The following is a 20,450-nucleotide window of genomic DNA, read 5'->3' as shown; positions in this document are numbered from 1 at the left end:
GGCTCCCCGTCCGATTCGGCTCCGGCCGTCGCCGTGGGACGGGGCGGCCGATGGTCGGTGGCATCATCCCGCCGCTCCTGGCCGGCTGTCACTCAGGAGGACGAGGGGGTCGAGGGGGCCGAGGAGGTCGAGGGGGCGGTGGTCGGGGGGTCGAGGGTGGCGAGGAGGCGGAGGGCGTGTTCGGCGGGGGTGCCGGGGGGTGCGGAGAGGACGAGGAGTTCGACGCCGGACTCGTCGGGGAGGGCGAAGTTCTCCTGGTGGAGTTCGAGCAGGCCGACCAGGGGGTGCTGGTAGGCCTTGCGGCCGTGGGTGCGGGCACGGACGTCGGCGCGGGCCCAGAGGCGGCGGAAGCGGTCGCTGCCCATGGCGAGTTCGCCGATGAGGGAGGCCAGGCGCGGGTCGTCGGGGTACTTGCCGGCGGCCAGGCGGAGGTGGCCGACCACGTCGCGGGTGCAGCTCTCCCAGTCGGCGTAGAGGCCGCGTTCGGCTTCGTCGAGGAAGATGTGGCGGGCGGTGTTCAGGCCCGGTGCGGGGCGGCCGAGGAGGAGTGCGGCGAGGCGGTTGCAGGCGAGGACGTCCAGCCGGTGGTTCATGATCAGCGCGGGTGCGTCGGGGACCAGGTCGAGGACGCGCAGCAGTTCCGGGCGGATCCGGGCGGCCGGGGTCTTCGTGGTGCGGCGGCGCTGGCGGGCGAGGCGGTAGAGGTGCTCGCGTTCGGTCCCGTCGAGGTCGAGGACGCGGGCCAGCGCGTCGAGGACCTGCTCGGAGGGCTGGGTGGCGCGGCCCTGCTCCAGGCGCACGTAGTAGTCGACGCTGACGCCGGACAGGTGCGCGACCTCTTCGCGGCGCAGCCCCGCGACCCGCCGGCGGTTGTCGGTGGGGATGCCGGCGGTGGCCGGGTCGACCCGGGAGCGCCGGGTCCGCAGGAAGCCCGCGAGATCGTCCATGGGCTCAAGTATGGGGACGGGCAGCGCCGTTGAGGGTGGCCCTGCCGGTACCAGGAAGTCCGGTCCGACGGTGGCGGGGGCCCTGAACGGCGGGCGGCGGAACGTCCAGGATCGAGGGCGTCGAAGGCATCCGAGCCGATGAGGGAGTTCCCATGAAGACGCTGATCGTCCACGCCCACCCGGAGCCGAAGTCGCTGAACGGCGCGCTGAAGGACCTGGCGGTGTCCACCCTGGAGGCGGCCGGGCACGAGGTGCGGGTGAGCGACCTGTACGCGATGGGCTGGAAGGCGGTGGTGGACGCCGAGGACTACGGCCCGCAGGCGTCGAGCCCGCTGAAGGTCGCGCTGGACTCGGGGCGGGCGTTCGAGGCCGGGACGCTCTCCGCGGACGTCCTCGCCGAGCAGGAGAAGCTGCTGTGGGCCGACACGATCATCTTCCAGTTCCCGCTGTGGTGGTACTCGATGCCCGCGATCCTGAAGGGCTGGGTGGACCGGGTGTTCACTTACCGCTTCGCGTACGGCGTCGGCGAGCACAGTGCCACCAAGTACGGCGAGCGTTTCGGCGAGGGCACCCTCGCGGGCCGGCGGGCGCTGCTGTCGGTGACGGTCGGCGGCCCCGAGTCGCACTACGCCGCGCGCGGCATCAACGGGCCCATCGACGACCTGCTGTTCCCGTTCCAGCACGGCATCCTCTACTACCCCGGCGTCGAGGTGCTGCCGCCGTTCGTCCTGTACGGCGCGGACCGGCTGACCGACGAGGCGTACCCGGGCATCGCCGAGGCGTGGAAGCGGCGGCTGCTCACCCTGGAGTCGACCGAGCCGATCGCCTTCCGGCCGCAGAACTTCGGCGACTACGAGTTGCCGTCGCTGCTCCTGAAGGAGGGGCTGGAGCCGGCGGGCCGCCAGGGTTTCGGGCTGCACGTGCGCGGCTGACCGCTTGATGTTTGGCGCTTGGCGCCTGGTTCTTGGCGCTTGGGGCTTGATCTGAAGCGGGCTTGAAGTTCTAGCCTCGCCGGTGTGCGGCCGGGCCGGCCGCTCTCGCCCCTGGGAGGTACGGACATGAGCATCAGCACTGCGGAGTTCGCCGCGCTCGAACGGCGGGTTCAGGTCCTGGCCGACCGCGCCGAGATCGCGTCTCTCGTCGACGGCTATCTGATCAGCCTCGACACGGTGCCCCGGGACGGGGGACGGTTCGACGAGGCGTGGGCGCGGCGGTACTTCACGTCCGATGTACGGATCAGCACACCGGTGGGCGACCACCAGGGGATCGAGGGCCTGGCCGAGGCCGAGCAGGCCACTCTCGGCAAGTTCGAACGAACCCAGCACGTCGGCGCCAACTACCTGATCGCCCTCGACGGCGACCGGGCCACCGTCCGCTGGAACGCCATCATGACCCACGTCCACCTCGCCACCACCCAGCGGGCCCGCGGCGAGGCCCCCGGCGGCCACTTCGACGTCGGCGGCACCTTCACCGGCGAGGCCGTCCGCACCTCGGACGGCTGGCGGCTGCGCAGCCTCGACGTCCAGGCGGTGTGGACGACCGGACAGGGCCCGCTCGCCCTGACCCCGAAGGCCGAGGCGACGCTGCGCGAACTCGCAGACGGTGCCTGACGGCGCTCGACAGCGCTCGACAGCGCTTGACGGCGCTCGACGGCGCAGCCGGATCACGCTGGTGGACTGGGACGCCACCTACCCGAACACGTACCGCAAGGTGCTGCTGGTGGAGCCGACCGGGACGGCGGCGGCTGAGCCGGTCAACGGCTGCGGTAGCGCCCGGGGGTGGTGCCGAACTCGCGCAGGAACGCGTGGGAGAGGGCGTAGGGCGTGCCGTAGCCGACCCGGCGGGCGATGGCGGCGAGGGGGTCGGGGGTGTCGCGGAGGCGGGCGGCGGCCAGGGCGAGCCGCCACCAGGTGAGGTAGGCCATCGGGGGGCGGCCGATCAGGGTGGTGAACCGGCGGGCGAGGGTGGCGCGGGAGACGCCGACCTCCGCGGCCAGCCGGTCGTTGGTCCAGGGGGCGGCCGGGTCCGCGTGCAGGGCGCGGACCGCGGCCGCCGTCACCGGGTCGGCGAGGGCGGCCGGCCAGGCGCCGGTGGAGTCCTCGGCGAGGCGGGCGCGGACCATGTAGACGAGCAGCAGGTCGAGCAGGCTCGGCACGGCGATGCCGGAGCCGGGCCGGTGGCCGTTCAGCTCGCGTCCCAACAGGTCGATGGCGGACCGCAGTTCGGGGTGGTGGCCGACCCGGTTGGGCAGGTGGACGACGTCCGGGAGTTCCGCGAGCAGCGGGTGTGCGCGGCTGTGGTCGAGGCGGTACTTGCCGCACAGCAGCTCCGCCTCGCCGGGGCCGCCGGGTTGCGCCTTCGGCAGCTCGCCGGTGAACTCCTCGAAGGGGACGGCGTGTTGGGCCCTGGACGGGTCGGCCTCGGCGTCCGCGAGCACGTGGCCCGCGCCGCGCGGGAGCAGCACCGCGTCGCCGGCCGCGAGGGTCAGGGCGGTGCCGTCCGCGCCGAACAGTCGGCAGCCTCCCGAGAGGACGACGTGGAAGCCCGCGCCGTCGTAGGGCGCGAAGCGGGCGCACCAACTCCCGCTCACCCGTACGCGGTTGGAGGAGGATCGTCCGATCCGGACGGTCGATATCGCGTCGCTGACCACATCCATGGCGGGAGTGTATCTATGCGCTCGGCCGTGAGGGTTTCGCGTATCCGAGTGAGGTGTTGCGACATTGAGGCGCTCCCCGGGTGCCGCATAGCTTCGGAGGCATGAACCACACACAGAGCGTCGTGCTCGGCGAGGTCGAGGTCCTCCGCGTCGTCGAGTGGCAGGGTCCGTTCCTGCCGGCCGATCAGTTGGTCCCGCAGGGCGGGCCGGGGTTGTGGGAGGAGAACGTCGACTGGCTCGCGCCGCACCACTGGGAGCCGGGGAGTGGGATGGCGGCGGCTGCGCTGCAGACCTGGGTGCTGCGCAGTGGCGGCCGAACTGTCTTGGTGGACACGGGAGTCGGCAACGACCGGGAGCGGCCGGAGACGCCGATGTTCCATCGGTGGCGGGGCGACTTCCTGGGCCGGCTCGCCGAGGCGGGCGTCCGTCCGGAGGAGGTGGACGTGGTCGTGAACACCCATCTGCACGCGGACCATGTCGGCTGGAACACCACCGAGGTCGACGGGGAGTGGGTGCCGACGTTCCCGAACGCGCGCTACCTGCTGCACGCGGCGGACGATTTCCACTTCGGGCCCGAAAACTCCTTCGGTGGCGGGCAGTTGGAGAGTCGGCTGATCTATCTGGACAGCATCGCCCCGGTCGTCCGGAGCGGGCAGTTGGAGCGCTGGGAGGGCGTCCACCGGATCGACGAGAACCTGGTGCTGGAGTCCGCGCCCGGTCACACGCCGGGCTCGGCGGTGCTGCGGTTGGAGTCGGGCGGCGAGCGGGCGGTCTTCGTCGGCGATCTGATGCACAGCCCGGTGCAGGTCCTCGCGCCGTCGTGCAGCAGCTGCTTCTGCGTCGATCCCGAGCAGGCGGCGGCCAGCCGTCGTCGGATTCTCGAACGGGCCGCCGAGCGCCGGGAGTTGGTGGTTCCGGCGCACTTCGGCGGGGCGGGGGCGCTGGAGGTCCGGCGCGCGCCGGGGGGCGGATTCGGCGTGGAGCGGTGGGCGGCGTTCGCCTGAGCCGAGCTCGGCGGGGTGGAGGAAGTTCTACCTCGCAGACGCTCCCCCGCCGCCGCGCCGATCTGCGCCGGGCCGGGGCCGACCTGGTGGTCGGGGTGCTGATCGCGCTGGGCGCGATGCTCTCGATCTGCCTGTTCCTGGTCACCGCCTACTTCGTGATCCTGTTCGTCATCGGCATCGGCGCGCTGATGCTGCCGATCGTGACCGCGTGGGTCCGCCGCCTGTGCAACGCCAACCGGCGGGCGGCGGCCCGGGTCGGCGTGCCCGTCGAGGTGCCGTACCGGCCGGCGCCGGCGGAGTTCGAGCGGGACATCGTCGGCTGGATCCGCCGCTGCAAGTGGATCCTGACCGACCCCGCCAGCTGGCGGGACCTGCTCTGGCTGCTGCTCAACTCGGTCATTGGAATGATTGGCTTCCTGCCCGCTGCGGTCCTCTACTACGTCCTGGAGGGGCTGGCACTGGCGTTCGGCCTGTGGCGGCCCGTGCTGCACGCACAGGGCACCGGGCGGGTGTACTTCCTCGTCCCGATCGAAGGCCGACCGACTGCGCTGTACGCCGCGTTGGCGGCATCGGCGCTGTTCGTCGGCTGGGCCCGGTACAGCCGGGCCTTCCTCGTCGTGCACGCGCACTTCACCCGGCTGCTGCTCGGCCCGACCGAACGGTCGCGACTGGTCCTGCGGGTGCAGCACCTGGCCGAGACGCGGTCCGGGGCGCTGGACGCGGCGGCGGCCGAACTGCGCCGCATCGAGCGGGACTTGCACGACGGCGCGCAGGCCCGGATGGTCAGCCTCGGCATGACCCTGGGCGCGCTCGAACGCCACCTCGACAGCAACCCGGACGAGGCCCGCAGGCTGCTGCGGGACGCCCGCACCTCGTCCGTCACGGCGCTGCGCGAACTGCGCGACCTGGTGCGCGGCATCCACCCGCCGGTCCTCGCCGAACGCGGCCTGGCGGACGCGCTGCGCGCCCTCGGCCTGGCCAGCCCGCTGCACGTCGAGGTGACGGTGGACCTGCCCGGCGCGGTGCCGCCGCCGCTCGAATCCGCGCTGTACTTCGCGGTGTCCGAGCTGCTCGCCAACGCGCTCAAGTACTCCGGCGCCGAACGCGTCGAGGTCGTCGCCCGGCACGACGGCGCCGTGCTGCACGCCCGGGTCGTCGACGACGGCCGGGGCGGCGCCGACCCCGCCCGGGGTACCGGCCTGCACGGCATCCGCCGCCGGCTGGCCACCTTCGACGGCACCGTCGACATCACCAGCCCGCCGGGCGGCCCGACCGCCATCACGATGGAGATACCGTTCGCGTTGTCCTCGCCGAAGACCTCTTCCTGCTGAGGCAGGGGCTGATCCAACTCCTGGACGCCTACGGCTTCGAGACCGTCGCGGCCGTCGACAACGGCCCCGACCTGCTGGCGGCCGCCGCCGAGCACCGCCCCGACATCCTGCTGGTCGACGTCCGCCTCCCGCCGACGTTCACCACCGAGGGCCTGTGGGCCGCGCTGCAGGCCCGGCGGGAGATCCCCGGCCTGCCGATCCTGGTGCTCTCCCAGCACGTCGAGCAGATGTACGCCCGTGAGCTGCTCGCCGACGGCACCGGCTACCTGCTCAAGGACAGCGTCTTCGACAACGAGCAGTTCATCGGCGCGATCCGCCGGATCGCCGCCGGCGGCACCGCGATGGACCCGGCCGTGGTCTCCCAGCTGATGGTCAGCCACTCCCGCGACCAGCCGCTCGGCACGTCGGACCGGATGAGGATTCCGCCCGCCCGTCACCGGGCCGCGCCACGCGCCGTTGTCAGGCGGTGCGCGCCCACGGCACGCTGGGCCTCGCACGCCATTCGACGACCGCTCGATCCGGAGGTGCGCCCCGTGGAACCCGATGCCCGTCCTGACGTTCCCGAGATGAGTCCCGCCGTGCGGGAGACGTACGGCCCCGCCGACCTGGGCGCGGAACGGATCTTCGCCGGAGGATTCATCAACTTCGGTTATTGGCATGACATCGATCTGACGCATCCGATTGACGAAGCCGACCGGATCCGCAGCCAACAGGACCTCTACCGGCGCGTCCTGGACGCCGCCCGGCTTCCGAAAGCGCCCCGGATCCTGGAGGTCGGCTGCGGGCTCGGCATGGGCTGCGTACTCGCCCTGAACGAACGCGACGCCACCGCCGTGACCGGTCTGGACATCCACCCGGCCCAGCTGGAACGGGCCCGCCGGGCCCACGCCGAGACGCTCCGGCGCGAACCGGACCGGCTCCGGTTCGTCCGCGGCGCGGCAGGCCAAATGCCGCTGGAGGAGCGGCAGTTCGACGTCGTCATCAGCGTCGAGGCCGCCCAGCACTTTCCGAACCTGACCGACTTCGCCGCCGAAACCTTCCGCGTCCTGCGCCCCGGCGGGCGGGTCGCCGTCGTCAGCTTCTTCACGCCCGACGACTCCCCCGGACGCCCCGAGGACCTCGCCGGCCTGCTCGACACCTTCGCCGACGGCCTCGACATCGCCCGCCCGGTCGGCGCGCTCACCGACGCCTTCGCGGCAGCAGGGCTGGCCGACCGGCGTGTCGAGTCGCTCGGCGCGGACGTCTGGCCGGGCTGGGACCGCTGGCTCAGCCGCTGGTGGGACGAGGGCAGCTGGCCGCGAAACTTCCTGCACGCGCACGAGCGGCGGCTGCTCGACTACTACCTGGTGACGGCGGGGCGTCCTTCGACCGGGTGATCTTCAGGGGAAACGGTCAGAAGCGGTCAGGAAGATGACAGATTTTGACCGTTTGCGATCGCGAACGGTCCGATTGTGTACACATGTGGTGCTCAAGCGGTCAGCGGGCTCTCGCACCGATCGTCTGCCACGGTTCGGGTGCTAAGTTCCGCTTCCAAGAAACCAAATAGCCCCGGCGACGCGGCAACGTCCCGGGGCACGGCAACAGAAACAAGACTTCCGATGCGTGTTTATCGTAGCGCCCACGAGGGCGAATGCACCTATCTGCCAACCGAGATTCTGCAGAATCCTGCCCTCTCCTTCACCGCCCGCGGTGTGATCGGGTACCTCCTCTCCCTGCCGGACGGCCACTGGGAGACCGCCAAGAACCTCGCCGACTCCAGCTCCCTGGGTCGAGCCGCCGTCAACAACGCCCTGGCAGAGCTGAAGGCCGCCGGGTACTACGTGACGGTGAAGACCCGATTCCAGGGTCGGGTCACCACCCAGATCCACGTGCACGACAAGCCCCACCTCCCCTCCCGTGACCGGGGACCGGGGACCGACGGGCCGGGCTTCGGTGGAGTGACGTTCGACGCGCCGGGACTCCTCCTTAAAGACCTGGAGGTAAAAACCACCCCCCTACCCCCCGGCGAGCTCAACGGGCTCGCCAAGCTCGCCGAGCAGCGAGAGCCGGTCGGGGCGGGACGGCCGGAACGGCGGATCGAGACCAACCCGCCGAACGCGCCTCAGCCGGACTCGGGCCGAGCCCACACGCCGAACGCGCCGGAGGGCCTTGCCGGGCCTTCCGAGCAGGGCGGCGTTGTCGGGGCAGTCGCGCTGAACGGCCTTGCCAGGCCGGACGAGCGGAGCGGCCTTGCCGGGCCTGCCGCGCCGAACGGCCTTGCCGGACCGGACGAGCGGAGCGGCCTTGCCGGGCCGGACGAGCGGAGCGGCCTTGCCGGGCCTTCCGGGCAGGGCGGCGTTGTCGGGTCAGTCGCGCCGAACGGCCTTGCCGGGCCGGACGAGCGGGGCAGCCTTGCCGGGCCTGCCGCGCCGAACGGCCTTGCCGGGCCGGACGAGCGGAGCGGCCTTGGCGGGTCCGGTGCACCTGGCGGCCCCGATGGCCGTGGCGGCCCCGACGACCCGGATGGGCCTGCCCGGCCTGACGAGCCCGGTGGGCCCGGTGGCCCGGGTGGGCCGGGACGGCCCGGTCGGCCCGGTGGGCCCGTGGGCTCGCCTCGGCCGAACCAGCCCTCCGTGCCCGCCTCGCCGAGCCGACCAGTCATTCCCGCCGCCCGACGCGAACGCGCCGCACGGCCCGCCGCACCGGTCGCGCCCGCCGCACCGGTCGCGTCCGCCGCGCCCGTCGCGCCCGCCCCCGCCGTCCCCGCCCCCGCCGCCGTTCCCGCCCAGCCTGCGTCTGTCGAGCAGCTGGATCCGAGCACGCGGGCCGGGCGTGAGGCCGTGCATCAGCTGGTGGCCGAGGCCGTGAAGGAGCGCAACCGGAAGGCCGTCTCCGTGCTGCTCCGGGCGATCGCCGGCACGCCGCGTCTGCGGATCGGCCCGGCCGAGGCGCGGAGGCTCGCGCCGCAGGTCGTGCCGTGGCTGGAGCGCGGTGTGCCGGAATCGGAGCTCACCCGGGCCCTCACGGACGGTCTGCCGGACCGGATCCTCTCGCCGGGGGGCTTCCTGCGCTACCGGCTGGAGACGAAACTGCCGCCCGTCCCGGAGGCCGCGCCGCCCCCACGGGCTCCGTACGCCGAGTGCGCCAGGTGCTGCGATCCGATCCCCGAGCCCGGCATCTGCCGCCCGTGTGCCGGTCTGGGCGCCCGTACCCCCGCGGTCGGCGGCGGCCAGGCGTTCGCCCGGGCCGGTGCGGCCCGGGTCCGCGAGGCGATGCAGTGGGTCCGTGCCGGCAATGGCGTCGGAAACCCCGTCCCGGCGGGCTGACATGACGGGTCGACACGGCCTTCCAGGGCACCGTCAGGGCCCGCTCGACGCCCCTCAGGGGTTGGCTGCCAGCAGGGCGCGTCCCAGGGGCGTCAGGGCGTGCTGGACGCCGCGCCCCTGCCGGGTGGTGGCGATCAGCCCGGCGGCCCGCAGCGCGTTGGTGTGCGGCGAGGCCGAGGGCGGCGCGATGCCGAGCGTCGCCGCCAACTCGGTGGTGGTGCACGGGCCTTGGGCGATCGCTCGGAGGGTGCGGGCGCGGGCGGGGCCGAGCAGTGGGCGCAGGCCGTCGGAGTCGTCGGCGGTCCGGCGGGACGGGAGCAGCACCGGGTGCAGGAGGGCGGTGGGACGGTCGTGCTGGTGCAGGACGGCGCACTTGTCGAGGAACAGGTTCGGGTGGAGTTGCAGGCCCCGCCCGGCGAGCCGGTGCCGTACCGGCGGGCCGGGGCGGTCGACGGTGAGGGTGCCGGTGTCGCGCCAGTCGAGCCGGGGGTGCAGGCGCTCCAGCATCGCGGCGGGTCCGTCCGTCACCACCGCCTGTGCGTGGCACCGGACTTCGGCGTCGAGGGTGCGCCGGATCTCGTGCCACTCGGGGGCCAGGCACGCGCGGTAGAGCGCGGCTGCGGCGTTCACCACGGGCCGCAGCGCGCTCGCGCCTTCCTCGCGCAGGCGTTGGACGACGGGCGGTGCGGTGCGGTCGTAGCAGTGGTCGAGTTCGGCGCGGATGCGTTCGTCGGTGGCGGTGAGCACGCTGTCGAGTTCGTCGGCGAAGGTGCGCAGGTAGGCGGTGCTGTCGGCGAGCAGGAAGTCGGGGAGGCCGCGCGGGCTGTCGGCGAGCAGGTCGAGGAAGGGTGCGGCCCGGTGCGGGACGCGCGAGCGGATGCCGCGCCACCAGCGGGCCTTCGGGCCGGTGCGGCGGCGGCTGTCGACGGCGAGCGAACCGGTGAGCAGTTGTTCCAACGGCGAGATGCTGAAGCTCGTCCGGGCCAGGTCGTGGACGTCGAGCGCGAGTTCGATCACGGGTGCCTCCCCCGGGGCCGGTCCGGTGGGCGTTTTGTCGCTATGAGGCCGGGGGCCTCACAGCTCCCCCGGGCCGACCGGCGCTGCGACAGTTCGAGCATGCTGATCAACGATCATATGGCGAAGTACGTTGAGGTTCCCGGGGGTTACCTGCACTACCGGACGGCGGGCGCGGGCCGGGACGTGGTGCTGTGCAACGCGGGCGCGGCGGATCTGCGGATGTGGGAGTCGACGTTGCCCTGGCTGTCCGGGGCGGCCCGCGTGATCACCTTCGACTACCGCGACACGGGCCTGTCCTCGGCGGGGACGGCGCCGTACAGCGAGGTCGAGGACATCGCGGCGGTGTTCGACGCGGCCGGGGTGACGGACGCGCTCCTGCTGGGCGTCTCGGACGGGGCGCGTCGCGCGCTGGCGTTCGCGCACCGGTACCCGGCGCGGGTCCGCCGGGTGGTGGCGGTGGGCGGCACGTTCGGGCCGTTCCCCGACCCGAACGCGGAGGAGGAGGCCTCGCGCGCCCTGCTGCCGGCGCTGTTCGAACGGATCGCGCGGGTCCGGACGGCCGAGGGGATGCACGCCTCGGCGGCGGTGGACGTGGACGCGTGGGGTCCGGCGCTCGGACGGGACCAACGCAGGCTGATGATCGGCCTGGAGGTGGCGAACACCCACCTCGTCACGCTGCCCGACGAGGAGTACCTCGGCACCGAGCTCGACCCGCCCGTCAAGACCCGGTTCGCCGAACTCGCCGTCCCCGTCAGCGTGTTGGTCGGGGAGCACGACCTCCCGGCGACCCGGATGTGGGCCCGGCGGCTGGCCGAGCAGGTACCGGACGCGGAACTGACGGCCCTGCCGGAGGCCGACCACTACCCGATGCTGTCCGCCCCCGCCGCCTTCGAACGTTTCCTGCGCGGACTGCTTTAGGTCCTGCTTCAGGCCTTCCGCGCCCAGCCCGGCACCCAGGTGCCCGGGGCGTCCTGGACGGTCCCCGCGGCGGCCAGGTGGGCGCGCAGGGCGGCCAGCGCCGGGTGCGGGTTGTCGCGGTGCCAGACCAGGGAGTGCGGGTAGACCGGCGTCGGGTCGGTGAGCGGGATCCGGCGCAGGTCGTGCCCGGCCGGCCAGACCAGGCGGGTGCCGTCGCTCATGAAGGTGGCCAGTGCCGGGGTGTCGGCGATGGTGTCGAGCAGCGCGTCGGAGCCGAAGTTGGGCCCGGTGGCCTCGATGGTGAGGCCGAACTCGGCGACCAGGTCGTCGTAGTAGGCCGCCCACTCGGAGCCGGGGAGGATGCCGGGCATCCAGATCCGGTGCCCGACCAGTTCGCCCGGCGTCACCGCGCGGGCCCCGGCCAGCGCGTGGCCGGGACCGGTGAGCAGTTCGAGCTTCTCGTCGACCACCCGGACGGACGCCAGGTCGTCGGGCAGCGGCCGGCCCGGCGTGCCGACGGCGCGGAAGGACGCGTCGATGGTGCCCGCGCGGATCGCGTCGAGGGCCTCGTCGATGTCGAGCAGCTTCACCACGTCGAGTTCGATCTCGGGGCGGGTGCGGTGGAAACCCCGCAGCAGGCCGGACGCGGCGCCGCGCAGGTTGATCACGTCCACCCGCAGCGGGCGGCGGGCGGTGTGCACGGAGGTGACGGCGCGTTCGGCGACCCGCAACAGCTCGCGGGCGTGCGGCAGGAACGCCTGGCCGTCGATGGTGGTCTCGGCGCCGCGCGGAGTCCGGGCGAACAGCCGCACCCCGAGGTCCCGTTCGAGGGCGGCGATGCGCTTGGAGACGGCCTGCTGGGTGATCGCCAGGTCGGCGGCGGCCTTCTGGAACTGGCCCGCCTCGGCGACGGCGAGGTAGGTGCGTACGGCTTCGAGGTCCACGCCGTCCACCTTAGTGAACAACCAGCGGTTGTGCCCGAGGCCCTTCCCGGTTGTTTGACCTGCACCTTCACGACCCGATTTGCTCTGCCGGGTCAACGCGGGTTTGTACGGTCGAACGGGGTGGCGATGGGCGGTCGGCGGTCGTTGGGACGGCCCTTCGGGTGGCTGTGGGCGGCGTACGCGGTGAGCGCGTACGGCTCGGGGCTGGGGTTCGGGGCGCTGCCGCTGATCGCGGTGCTGGTGCTGCACGCCGGCCCCGCCGAGGTGTCGGCGCTGTCCGCCGTGGGCCCGGCGGTGGGGGCGCTGCTGGCGCTGCCGCTCGCGCCGTGGGTGGAGTTCCGGCGCAAGCGACCGGTGATGGTCGCGGCCGACCTGGTCAGGTGCGGCGCGATGGCGTCCGTCCCGCTCGCGTACGCCTGCGGGGTGCTCGGGTTCGGCCAGCTGCTCGCGGTGTCGGCGGTGGTCGCCGCAGCGAAGATCGCGTTCGGCGCGGCGAGCGGGGCCTACCTTAAGGCGCTGGTCCGGCCGGACGACCTGCTGGTCGCCAACTCCCGTTTTGAGTCGACGAATTGGAGCTCGATCGCGGTCGGCCCGCCGCTCGGAGGGGCCGCGATCGGCGTGCTCGGCCCGGTCGTCACGGTGCTGGCGGACGCGGGCAGCTACCTGCTCTCGGCGCTCGGCCTCGCGGCGATCCGCCACCGCGAGGAGCCCCCGCCCGCCCGCGACGGCGGCCCGGCCGGGCCGGGATCGCTGCTGGACGGCTGGCGGCACCTGCTGGGCGACCCGGAACTGCGGGCGCTGTACCTCAACAACCTGCTGGTGTCCGGCCTGATCATGGCCACCGAACCGGTGCTCGCCGTCCTGCTGCTGCGCCAACTCCACTTCCCCGCCTGGCAGTACGGCCTGGCGTTCGCCGCGCCCTGCCTCGGCGGGCTGATCGGCTCCCGGCTGGCCCGCCGGGTGGTGGCGCGACGCGGCCGGACGTGGGTGTTCCGGACGGTCGGCACGCTGCGCGTCGTCTGGCTGATCGGGCTGGCCTTCGTCCCGTCCGGCGTGGCCGGACTGCTCACGGTGATGGCCGTCGAGCTGGCGATCATCGTCCACATGAGCCTGTTCACGCCGGTCCTCGCCACCTACCGGCTGGAACGCACCCCCACCCATCTGGTCGCCCGCACCCTGTCCGCGTGGTCGATCGGCCAGCAGGCGACGACCGCCGTCCTCACCGCGCTCGGCGGCCTGCTCGCCACCCTGACCGACCCGCGCACCACCCTGGCCGTCGCCGGACTGCTGGCGCTGGCCACCCCGCTCCTGCTCCCGCGCCGCGAGCCGGTGCCGGTGCCGGTGCCGGAGCCGGAGCCGGAGCCGGCGCCGTTGCCGCTGTCGGCGCGCGAGTCTGATCCGATCAACGGCGTTGCAGGAACGCCCACTTCGACGCCCACTCCGTGAAGCGAAGCCGCACTGTTCGTCGATCCGCCACTTCGAGGACCTCTCCATGAAGCACACCGCACTGCTCCTGCTCGACTGCCAGCCCGCCGTCCTGGCCACCCTGCCCGATCCCGCTCCGCTGCTCGCCCGGCTGGAGCGGGCCGCCGCCGACGTCCGCGCCGAGGGCGGCACGGTGGCCCACGTGCGCACCGCGTTCACCGAGTCCGACTGGGCGGCCGTCCCCGCCACCAACCAGGTCTTCGCCGCCGTGGCCCGGCATCGCGTCCTGCACCACGATGACCCGGACGCCGCCTTCCACCCGCAACTTGCCCCGCTGGAAGGCGACTTGGCGGTTCGCAAGACCCGCCTCTCCGCCCTGTCCGGCACCGGCCTGGACCAACGGCTGCGCGCCCGCGCCGTCGACACCCTGATCCTCGCCGGCCTCAGCACCGGCGGCGCCGTCCTGGCCACCGCCCTGGACGCGGCCGACCGCGACTACCGCCTCCGCGTGCTGCCCGACGGCGTCGCCGATCCGGACCCGCACCTCCACGAACTGCTGCTCGGCCAGGTGCTCCCGGCCCGCGCCGAACTGCTCAACTGCTCAAGCGTGAAGGCCGGTTGAGCGCAGCTCACGCCGCCGCCCGCTCCATCGCCAGCCGGGCGAACGCGGCGCGCGCCGTGGCGAGGAACGCCGGTACCGCGGGCCGCGCCTCGGCGCGGCGCAGCCAGGTCATGGTGATCGTCGTCCGGGCGGCGTCGCCGAGCAGCGGGACGGCGGCGAGTTCGCCGCGGGACGCCGCGTCGGCCACCGCGAGTTCGGGCAGCAGGGCGCAGCCCAGGCCGGCGGCGGCGCACTGGCGCAGGGCGGCGATGCCGGCCAGTTCGGTCTCGATCACGGGGGCGTCGGAGTCGAGGCTGTCGATCAGGCGGTCCAGCATCTCGCGGAAGCCGCAGCCGGCCGGGGTGGCCAGGAACGGCTCTCCGCGCAGTTCGGGCCCGGCGAGCTGCGCGTACTGGGCCAGCCGGTGGCCGTTCGGGGCGACCACCATCAGCCGCTCGCCGGCCAGCGTCTCGCTGGCCGTCGCCTCGCCGCGGGGCGCCCGGCCGAAGGTCAGTACGACGTCGATCTCGCCGCGCCGCACCCAGTCGTACAGTTCGCCGCGGCTGCCCTGGCGGACCGCCACCTGCACCCGGGGGCACTCGCGGCGGTAGGCGGCGAGGACGGCAGGCAGGCGGTGCGCGCAGAGCGTCTCCAGGCCGCCGACGACCAGTCGGCCGCCGGGGTGGCGGGCTCCGTCCTCGACGGCCGTCCGGGCCTCCTGGACGAGCAGCAGCATCCGGTCGGCGTACTCGACCAGGCGCTCCCCGGCGGAGGTGAGGGAGAGCCGGCGGTGGCTGCGGTCGAACAGTTTGGTGCCGAGTTCGGCCTCCAGGGCCTGGACCTGTTCGGTGACGCTGGACTGGGCGTAGTTCAACTCGGCTGCGGCGCGAGTGAAGTTGAGCGTCCGGGCGACGGTGCGGAAGGTCCGAAGGTGGCGCAGTTCCACGGCGTCCGCTCCTCGTCAGGTCGGTGTCGGCCGCCGCACCGGCTGCATGGCGTGCACCGCTTGCGTCGCTCGCATCGCGTGCGTCGCGTGCACCGCTTGCGTCGCTTGCATCGGTTCCGGCGATGGGCGTCATCGGAAGCGCCCGCTTCCTCAACCACCCTGGCACGGCAAGAATTTCAGTGACCGCCCGCCGTGCACAACCGGCGAGGCGAACCCTGGTGCCGCCGCCGTCCGGCGCGCCCTCCGCATCCACTCATTTCTTTCGCACCCTCGGGGGACAACTGTGCCCGGTCGTCGACGGACCGACTCCCGGCGTGGGAACGGGCTGCTGCTGCTCGGACTCTCGCTCGGCTACTTCATGGTGATGCTGGACACCACGGTGGTGACCGTGGCCCTGCCGGCGATCGGCGCGGACCTGTCGGGTTCGCTCGGCGCTCTGCAGTGGGTCTCCAACGGTTACACCCTCACCTTCGCCGCGCTGCTGCTCACCGCCGGCGCGCTGGCCGACCGGCACGGCGGACGGCGGGTGTTCCTGGCCGGGCTGTGGCTGTTCGGCGCGTGCTCCGGCGTGAGCGCACTGGCCGGTTCGATGGGCGCGCTGATCGCGCTGCGGGCGCTGCTCGGGGTGGCGGGCGCGCTGCTGCTGCCGGCCTCGCTGACGGTGATCGCGCACGCCTGGACCGAACCGGCGGCCCGGGCCCGGGCGATGGGCGTCTGGGCGGCGATCAGCGGCAGCGCGCTGGCCGCCGGGCCGCTGGTCGGCGGGGCGCTCACCGACCGGTTCGGCTGGCAGGCGATCTTCCTGGTCAACGTGCCGGTGGCGTTCCTCGCCCTCGCCCTGACGGCACGTCACGCCCCGCCGGACCGGCCCGGGGCGGACCGGGGCAGGGCGGACCGGGGCAGGGCGGACCGGGGCGTGGACCTGCCGGGGCAGGTCTGTGCGGTGCCGGCCCTGACCGGCCTGACCTGCGCCCTGATCGAGGGCGGGCCGGCGGGCTGGGGCTCGCTGCCGGTGCTCGGCGGCTTCGCGGTGTTCGCGCTGTCCGGCGGCCTGTTCGTACTGGTCGAGCGGCGCCGGGAGGCTGCGGGGCGTGCCGTGATGCTGCCGCTGGGACTGCTGCGCGACCGGACGCTCGCCACCGGGCTGGGCGCGGGGCTGCTGGTGAACTTCGGCCTGTCGGGGGTGCTGTTCGTGCTCTCGCTGCACTTCCAACGGGCGCACGGCCTGAGCGCGTTCGGCGCGGGCGTGGCGTTCCTGCCGCTGATGCTGCCGACCGCGTTCAACCCGGTGTTCACCGGCCGCCTGGTGGGCCGGATCGGCGCTCGCCGCCCGGCCGTCGCCGGGTTCCTGCTGATGGGCGTCGGGGTGCTGGTGGCCGCCGCGGCGACCGGGGGTTCGACGGTCGCGCGGGTGGCGACGGCGGGCGGGCTGCTGGTGCTCGGCTTCGGGGTGTCGTTCGCGATCCCGTCGCTGATGACGGCGGTGGTCGGCGCGGTCGCCAAGGAGCAGTCCGGGATCGCCTCGGGCGCGCTGAACTCGGCCCGGCAGACCGGCGCGGTACTCGGCGTGGCCGTGCTGGGTGCGACGGCCGACGCGGCCGGGGACGGCTCCGGCACCCGGCTCGCGCTGCTGGTCGCCGGTGTCGCCCTGCTGGCCGGCGCCGCGGCGGTCGGCGCGTTCCTGGCCCGCCCGGTCGGGCCGCGCGGCCCGAGCCCGGCCCGGCCCACGGCCTGACTGACCGGGCGGGCCAGGACCCTCAGCCCCTGCCGCCGCCGACCACCGCGTCCTCGGCGGCTTCGGCGTCCTCGGCGTCCGGCTCGGGCTTGGCGTGCTGCATCTCCCGGGCGTCCTCGGCCAGCCGGAACAGGCCCTCGGAGACGAAGTTCAGGAACCGCGCGATGCTGTCCAGCCGGTCGGAGGCCGGGGTGCCGGGACCGAGCACGGAGACGCCCTCGCGGACGGCCTCGACCACGGCGGCGTTGGCCCGGGCGCTGGCGACGGTGGCCTGGTACCAGATGTCCTCGTCCAGGACGTAGCTCTCACGGCGGCGCTCGTCGCGTTCGCGCCGGATCATCGCCTGGTCGTCCAGGAAGGCGACCGCCTTGGAGATGGACGCCGGACTGACCTGGAGCCGCTGGGCGAGCTCGACCGCGGTGAGGCGGCCTTCGTCGGTGAGCATCAGCGCGGCCAGCACCCGGGCGGGCATCCGGCTCATGCCGGAGTGCATGAACACCGTGGTGACGGTCTCCGCATAGACCGCCACCGCCTCCGGGTCGCGCCCGTCGGCGGGCCGGTCGGAGTACGGGCTGCGGGGCAGCGCCTGTCGGCGCTGGGCGCGGCGTTCGGTGGCGCGGTGGGCCAGGTCGGCCCGGTAGCCGTTGGGGCCGCCGTTGCGCATGACCTCGCGGGTGACGGTCGAGGTCGGACGGTCGAGTCGGCGGGCGATCTCGGCGTACGCAAGGTCCTCGGCCAGTCCCAGCGCGATCTGCTGGCGTTCCTGCTGGGTGAGCCTGCCTCCCGGCATCACGGTCTCCTCGGTCGGTCTTCCCGGTCGGTCTTCCCGGTCGGCCCCAGCATAGCGTTCACGCACATTTCATTGCACCGCACTCGCTCTCAACGTTGCGTTAGCTGGAGGGCCGTTGCAACGATTTGTGGCCGCTGACCTGCTGCAATGCACTTTGATTGCAACAAGTCCATTGCCGACTCCATGAACGCAACGTAGCGTTTCCATCATTAGAAACGAAGCGCAGATGGAGTCAGCCATGCAGCAGTTCGCCACCCCCGCCGCGATCACCGCCGTCGTCGAGATCCCCGCCGGCCACCTCCGCCTGATCGCCACCGACCGCACCGACACCGTCGTCGAGGTGCTCCCCGCCAACCCGAAGAAGGACCGCGACGTGCGGGCCGCCGAGCAGACCGAGGTGGTCTTCGCGGACGGCGTGCTGCGGATCGTCACCGCCTCCGGACAGCACCGCCTGCTCGGCCCGACCGGCGCGCTGGAGGTCACCGTCCAGCTGCCGGCCGGTTCCCGGATCGAGGCCAAGTCCGCCGACACCGAACTGACCGGCGTGGGACGGCTCGGCGAGGTCGCGTTCGAGAGCGCCCGGGGCACGATCAAGCTCGCCGAGGCGGCCGGCGGCCGGCTCGTCCTCCAGGCCGGCAGCATCGAGGTCGGCCGCCTCACCGGCTCGGCGAAGCTCGACACCCAGAGCGGCGACCTGAGCGTCACCGAGGCGGTGAGCGGCGAGCTGGCGCTCACCACCCAGTCCGGTTCGATCACCGTCGGCGCCGCCCGCGGCGTGTCCGCCTCGCTGGACGCCGGCACCGGCCACGGCCGCATCCACAACGCCCTGCGCAACGCCGACGACGTGCCCGGGCTCGCCATCCGCGCCACCACCATGAACGGCGACATCACCGCCCGCACGGTCTGACCGCAGCCCCGCCACCGGGCCGCCGCACCGCACGGCGGCCCCGCCCGGCACCGACCCGCACGGCACCGACACGCCCAGCACCAACCCGCACGGCATCAACCCACCCAGTACCAACCCGCCCAGCAGCAGAAGGAGTTCTCCCATGACCGGCCTGGCCATCGCGGCACAGGGGCTGCGCAAGTCCTACGGGGACAAGACCGTCCTCGACGGCGTCGACCTGTCCGTCCCGCAAGGCACCGTCTTCGCCCTGCTCGGCCCGAACGGGGCCGGCAAGACCACCGCCGTGAAGATCCTCTCCACCCTCATCTCGGCCGGCCCCGGCAGCGGCCCGATCCGGATCGGCGGCCACGACCTCGCCGCCGACCCGCAGGCGGTGCGCGCCGAGATCGGCGTCACCGGCCAGTTCTCCGCCGTCGACGGCCTGATCACCGGCGAGGAGAACATGCTGCTCATGGCGGACCTGCACCACCTGCCCAAGGCCGAGGGCCGCCGCGTCGCCGCCGACCTGCTCGCCCGGTTCGACCTCACCGAGGCCGCGCAGAAGCCCGCCTCCACCTACTCCGGCGGCATGAAGCGCCGCCTCGACATCGCGATGACGCTGGTCGGCAATCCTCGGATCATCTTCCTGGACGAGCCCACCACCGGCCTCGACCCCCGTAGCCGCCACAGCATGTGGCAGATCATCAGGGAACTCGTCACCGGCGGCGTCACCGTCTTCCTCACCACCCAGTACCTGGAGGAGGCCGACGAACTCGCCGACCGCATCGCCGTCCTGCACAACGGCGTGATCGCCGCCGAAGGCACCGCCGACGAACTCAAGCGCCTCGTCCCCGGCGGCCACGTCCGACTCCGCTTCACCGACCCGGCCGGGTACCGGTCCGCCGCCGACGCCCTCGCCGAGAGCGCCCGCGACGACGACTCGCTGACCCTGCTCGTCCCCAGCGACGGCAGCCAGCGCGCCCTGCGCTCCGTGCTCGACCGGCTGGACGCCGCCGGCGCCGAGGCCGACGCGCTGACCGTGCACACCCCCGACCTCGACGACGTGTTCTTCGCGCTGACCGGCGCGCCCGCCGTCACCGACCAGCCCAAGGAGAACGCACGATGAGCGCCTTCGCCCTCGCCTTCCGCGACTCGTCGACCATGCTGCGGCGCAACCTGCTGCACGCCCGGCGCTACCCGTCGCTCACCCTGAACCTGCTGCTCACCCCCGTGATGCTGCTCCTGCTGTTCGTCTACGTCTTCGGCGGCGCGATGAGCGGCGGGGCCGGCCGGGCCGCGTACGTCGCCTACCTGCTGCCCGGCATCCTGCTGATGACCATCGGCTCCACCGTGGTCGGCACCGCCGTCTCGATGGCGACCGACATGAACGAGGGCATCGTCGCCCGGTTCCGCACCATGGCGATCCACCGCGGGTCGGTGCTGTTCGGCCGGGTCGTCGGCAGCGTCCTGCAGTCGGTGCTGAGCGTGGTGCTGGTCGGCGCCGTCGGCGTCGCCATCGGATTCCGCTCGCACGACGCCACCGCGCTGGAGTGGCTCGCCGCGTTCGGCCTGCTGGTGCTGGTCGCGCTCGCCCTCACCTGGCTCGCCGTCGGCATGGGCCTGGGCAGCCCCAACGCGGAAGCCGCCAGCAACGCCGCACTGCCGCTGATCCTGCTGCCGCTGATCTCCACCGCCTTCGTCCCGCTGCACTCGATGCCCGGCTGGTTCCAGCCGATCGCCCAGTACCAGCCGTTCACCCCCGCCATCGAGACGCTGCGCGGCCTGCTGCTCGGCACCCACATCGGCAACAACTGGTGGATCGCGCTGATCTGGTGCGCCGCCCTCACCGTGCTCGGCTACCGCTGGTCCCGCTCGCAGTTCGACCGCGAGCCGAAGTAGCCACTCAGCCAGAACGAAGCTGACATCTCGTCAGCTTCTTTGGCGT

General features: G+C 73.3%; 19 protein-coding genes and 1 pseudogene. 14 read left to right on the top strand and 6 right to left on the bottom strand.

Features of this window, described 5'->3' with window-relative positions; all coding sequences use genetic code 11:
• Positions 1-92: 92 nt before the first annotated feature.
• Entirely contained in the window at positions 93-947 is an 855-nt protein-coding gene (locus tag ACFV4P_RS20850) for a helix-turn-helix transcriptional regulator (RefSeq protein ID WP_380473154.1), read from the bottom strand.
• 152 nt (positions 948-1,099) lie between these two features.
• On the opposite strand from ACFV4P_RS20850, the gene ACFV4P_RS20845 reads away from it, so the two are divergent.
• Both ACFV4P_RS20845 and ACFV4P_RS20840 read left to right on the top strand, forming a co-directional pair.
• On the top strand, positions 1,100-1,879 hold the full coding sequence (locus tag ACFV4P_RS20845) for an NAD(P)H-dependent oxidoreductase (RefSeq protein WP_380473152.1): 780 nt from the start codon (positions 1,100-1,102) through the stop codon (positions 1,877-1,879).
• Between the two features lie 126 nt (positions 1,880-2,005).
• Entirely contained in the window at positions 2,006-2,557 is a 552-nt protein-coding gene (locus ACFV4P_RS20840) for a nuclear transport factor 2 family protein (RefSeq protein WP_380473150.1), read from the top strand.
• 143 nt (positions 2,558-2,700) lie between these two features.
• Here the strand turns inward: ACFV4P_RS20840 and ACFV4P_RS20835 are convergent, their stop codons facing one another.
• A complete protein-coding gene (locus ACFV4P_RS20835; protein ID WP_380473148.1) occupies positions 2,701-3,603 on the bottom strand; it encodes a cupin domain-containing protein in 903 nt (300 codons plus the stop codon).
• A gap of 101 nt (positions 3,604-3,704) precedes the next feature.
• On the opposite strand from ACFV4P_RS20835, the gene ACFV4P_RS20830 reads away from it, so the two are divergent.
• The 5 genes and pseudogenes from ACFV4P_RS20830 (at position 3,705) to ACFV4P_RS20810 (ending at position 9,243) form a co-directional block, all read left to right on the top strand.
• Positions 3,705-4,607 (top strand): MBL fold metallo-hydrolase, encoded by a 903-nt coding sequence (locus ACFV4P_RS20830; protein WP_380473146.1) that lies wholly within the window; start codon positions 3,705-3,707, stop codon positions 4,605-4,607.
• Positions 4,608-4,702: 95 nt separating this feature from the next.
• A complete protein-coding gene (locus tag ACFV4P_RS20825) occupies positions 4,703-5,938 on the top strand; it encodes a sensor domain-containing protein (protein WP_380473144.1) in 1,236 nt (411 codons plus the stop codon).
• Positions 5,932-6,336: pseudogene (locus ACFV4P_RS20820) on the top strand (response regulator transcription factor); the annotation flags it as partial. The gene ACFV4P_RS20825 and the pseudogene ACFV4P_RS20820, both read left to right, overlap by 7 nt.
• 15 nt (positions 6,337-6,351) lie before the next feature.
• Positions 6,352-7,314, top strand: coding sequence for a class I SAM-dependent methyltransferase (locus ACFV4P_RS20815; protein WP_380473187.1), 963 nt, complete (start codon positions 6,352-6,354; stop codon positions 7,312-7,314).
• Positions 7,315-7,536: 222 nt separating this feature from the next.
• Positions 7,537-9,243: a hypothetical protein gene (locus ACFV4P_RS20810; RefSeq protein WP_380473142.1), complete on the top strand. Its 1,707-nt coding sequence runs from the start codon at positions 7,537-7,539 to the stop codon at positions 9,241-9,243.
• Positions 9,244-9,297: 54 nt separating this feature from the next.
• On the opposite strand, the gene ACFV4P_RS20805 is transcribed toward ACFV4P_RS20810, so the two are convergent.
• Positions 9,298-10,260: an ArsR/SmtB family transcription factor gene (locus ACFV4P_RS20805; protein WP_380473140.1), complete on the bottom strand. Its 963-nt coding sequence runs from the start codon at positions 10,258-10,260 to the stop codon at positions 9,298-9,300.
• Positions 10,261-10,377: 117 nt separating this feature from the next.
• On the opposite strand from ACFV4P_RS20805, the gene ACFV4P_RS20800 reads away from it, so the two are divergent.
• Positions 10,378-11,178 (top strand): alpha/beta fold hydrolase, encoded by an 801-nt coding sequence (locus ACFV4P_RS20800; RefSeq protein ID WP_380473138.1) that lies wholly within the window; start codon positions 10,378-10,380, stop codon positions 11,176-11,178.
• Positions 11,179-11,186: 8 nt separating this feature from the next.
• Here ACFV4P_RS20800 and ACFV4P_RS20795 read toward each other — a convergent pair whose 3' ends face one another.
• Positions 11,187-12,122: a LysR family transcriptional regulator gene (locus ACFV4P_RS20795; protein WP_380473136.1), complete on the bottom strand. Its 936-nt coding sequence runs from the start codon at positions 12,120-12,122 to the stop codon at positions 11,187-11,189.
• 126 nt (positions 12,123-12,248) lie between these two features.
• Here ACFV4P_RS20795 and ACFV4P_RS20790 point away from each other — a divergent pair, with 126 nt between their 5' ends.
• Both ACFV4P_RS20790 and ACFV4P_RS20785 read left to right on the top strand, forming a co-directional pair.
• A complete protein-coding gene (locus ACFV4P_RS20790; protein WP_380473185.1) occupies positions 12,249-13,568 on the top strand; it encodes an MFS transporter in 1,320 nt (439 codons plus the stop codon).
• A gap of 46 nt (positions 13,569-13,614) precedes the next feature.
• Positions 13,615-14,169 carry a cysteine hydrolase family protein gene (locus tag ACFV4P_RS20785; protein WP_380473134.1) on the top strand — a complete coding sequence of 185 codons (555 nt, stop codon included), beginning with the start codon at positions 13,615-13,617 and terminating at the stop codon, positions 14,167-14,169.
• A gap of 7 nt (positions 14,170-14,176) precedes the next feature.
• On the opposite strand, the gene ACFV4P_RS20780 is transcribed toward ACFV4P_RS20785, so the two are convergent.
• The gene (locus tag ACFV4P_RS20780; RefSeq protein ID WP_380473132.1) at positions 14,177-15,094 is read right to left on the bottom strand and encodes a LysR family transcriptional regulator; all 918 of its coding nucleotides are present in this window, start codon (positions 15,092-15,094) and stop codon (positions 14,177-14,179) included.
• Between the two features lie 283 nt (positions 15,095-15,377).
• Here ACFV4P_RS20780 and ACFV4P_RS20775 point away from each other — a divergent pair, with 283 nt between their 5' ends.
• Positions 15,378-16,829, top strand: a complete 1,452-nt coding sequence (locus ACFV4P_RS20775; RefSeq protein ID WP_380473130.1) for an MFS transporter — start codon at positions 15,378-15,380, stop codon at positions 16,827-16,829.
• A 22-nt stretch (positions 16,830-16,851) separates the two neighbouring features.
• Here the strand turns inward: ACFV4P_RS20775 and ACFV4P_RS20770 are convergent, their stop codons facing one another.
• Positions 16,852-17,619, bottom strand: a complete 768-nt coding sequence (locus tag ACFV4P_RS20770) for a helix-turn-helix domain-containing protein (protein ID WP_380473128.1) — start codon at positions 17,617-17,619, stop codon at positions 16,852-16,854.
• Positions 17,620-17,857: 238 nt separating this feature from the next.
• Between ACFV4P_RS20770 and ACFV4P_RS20765 the strand changes: the two genes are divergently transcribed.
• From ACFV4P_RS20765 to ACFV4P_RS20755, 3 genes are all read left to right on the top strand, one after another.
• On the top strand, positions 17,858-18,526 hold the full coding sequence (locus ACFV4P_RS20765; protein ID WP_380473126.1) for a DUF4097 family beta strand repeat-containing protein: 669 nt from the start codon (positions 17,858-17,860) through the stop codon (positions 18,524-18,526).
• A gap of 142 nt (positions 18,527-18,668) precedes the next feature.
• Positions 18,669-19,631 carry an ATP-binding cassette domain-containing protein gene (locus tag ACFV4P_RS20760; RefSeq protein ID WP_380473124.1) on the top strand — a complete coding sequence of 321 codons (963 nt, stop codon included), beginning with the start codon at positions 18,669-18,671 and terminating at the stop codon, positions 19,629-19,631.
• Complete coding sequence (locus tag ACFV4P_RS20755) at positions 19,628-20,404, top strand: ABC transporter permease (RefSeq protein ID WP_380473122.1); 777 nt, start codon at positions 19,628-19,630, stop codon at positions 20,402-20,404. Before ACFV4P_RS20760 ends, ACFV4P_RS20755 begins: the two co-directional genes overlap by 4 nt.
• Positions 20,405-20,450: the final 46 nt, after the last annotated feature.

The sequence above is a fragment of the Kitasatospora sp. NPDC059795 genome, assembly GCF_042732175.1.
Lineage (GTDB): Bacteria > Actinomycetota > Actinomycetes > Streptomycetales > Streptomycetaceae > Kitasatospora.
The sequence above is the reverse complement of the archived record's forward strand: the minus strand, read 5'-3'. Positions and strand labels throughout refer to the sequence as shown.

Bases quoted from the DNA above. Each gene is read 5' to 3' on its own strand.
- ACFV4P_RS20850 (WP_380473154.1), bottom strand. From the start codon at position 947: ATGGACGATCTCGCGGGCTTCCTGCGGACCCGGCGCTCCCGGGTCGAC.
- ACFV4P_RS20845 (WP_380473152.1), top strand. From the start codon at position 1,100: ATGAAGACGCTGATCGTCCACGCCCACCCGGAGCCGAAGTCGCTGAAC.
- ACFV4P_RS20840 (WP_380473150.1), top strand. From the start codon at position 2,006: ATGAGCATCAGCACTGCGGAGTTCGCCGCGCTCGAACGGCGGGTTCAG.
- ACFV4P_RS20835 (WP_380473148.1), bottom strand. From the start codon at position 3,603: ATGGATGTGGTCAGCGACGCGATATCGACCGTCCGGATCGGACGATCC.
- ACFV4P_RS20830 (WP_380473146.1), top strand. From the start codon at position 3,705: ATGAACCACACACAGAGCGTCGTGCTCGGCGAGGTCGAGGTCCTCCGC.
- ACFV4P_RS20815 (WP_380473187.1), top strand. From the start codon at position 6,352: ATGAGGATTCCGCCCGCCCGTCACCGGGCCGCGCCACGCGCCGTTGTC.
- ACFV4P_RS20810 (WP_380473142.1), top strand. From the start codon at position 7,537: ATGCGTGTTTATCGTAGCGCCCACGAGGGCGAATGCACCTATCTGCCA.
- ACFV4P_RS20800 (WP_380473138.1), top strand. From the start codon at position 10,378: ATGGCGAAGTACGTTGAGGTTCCCGGGGGTTACCTGCACTACCGGACG.
- ACFV4P_RS20790 (WP_380473185.1), top strand. From the start codon at position 12,249: ATGGGCGGTCGGCGGTCGTTGGGACGGCCCTTCGGGTGGCTGTGGGCG.
- ACFV4P_RS20785 (WP_380473134.1), top strand. From the start codon at position 13,615: ATGAAGCACACCGCACTGCTCCTGCTCGACTGCCAGCCCGCCGTCCTG.
- ACFV4P_RS20770 (WP_380473128.1), bottom strand. From the start codon at position 17,619: ATGCCGGGAGGCAGGCTCACCCAGCAGGAACGCCAGCAGATCGCGCTG.
- ACFV4P_RS20765 (WP_380473126.1), top strand. From the start codon at position 17,858: ATGCAGCAGTTCGCCACCCCCGCCGCGATCACCGCCGTCGTCGAGATC.
- ACFV4P_RS20760 (WP_380473124.1), top strand. From the start codon at position 18,669: ATGACCGGCCTGGCCATCGCGGCACAGGGGCTGCGCAAGTCCTACGGG.
- ACFV4P_RS20755 (WP_380473122.1), top strand. From the start codon at position 19,628: ATGAGCGCCTTCGCCCTCGCCTTCCGCGACTCGTCGACCATGCTGCGG.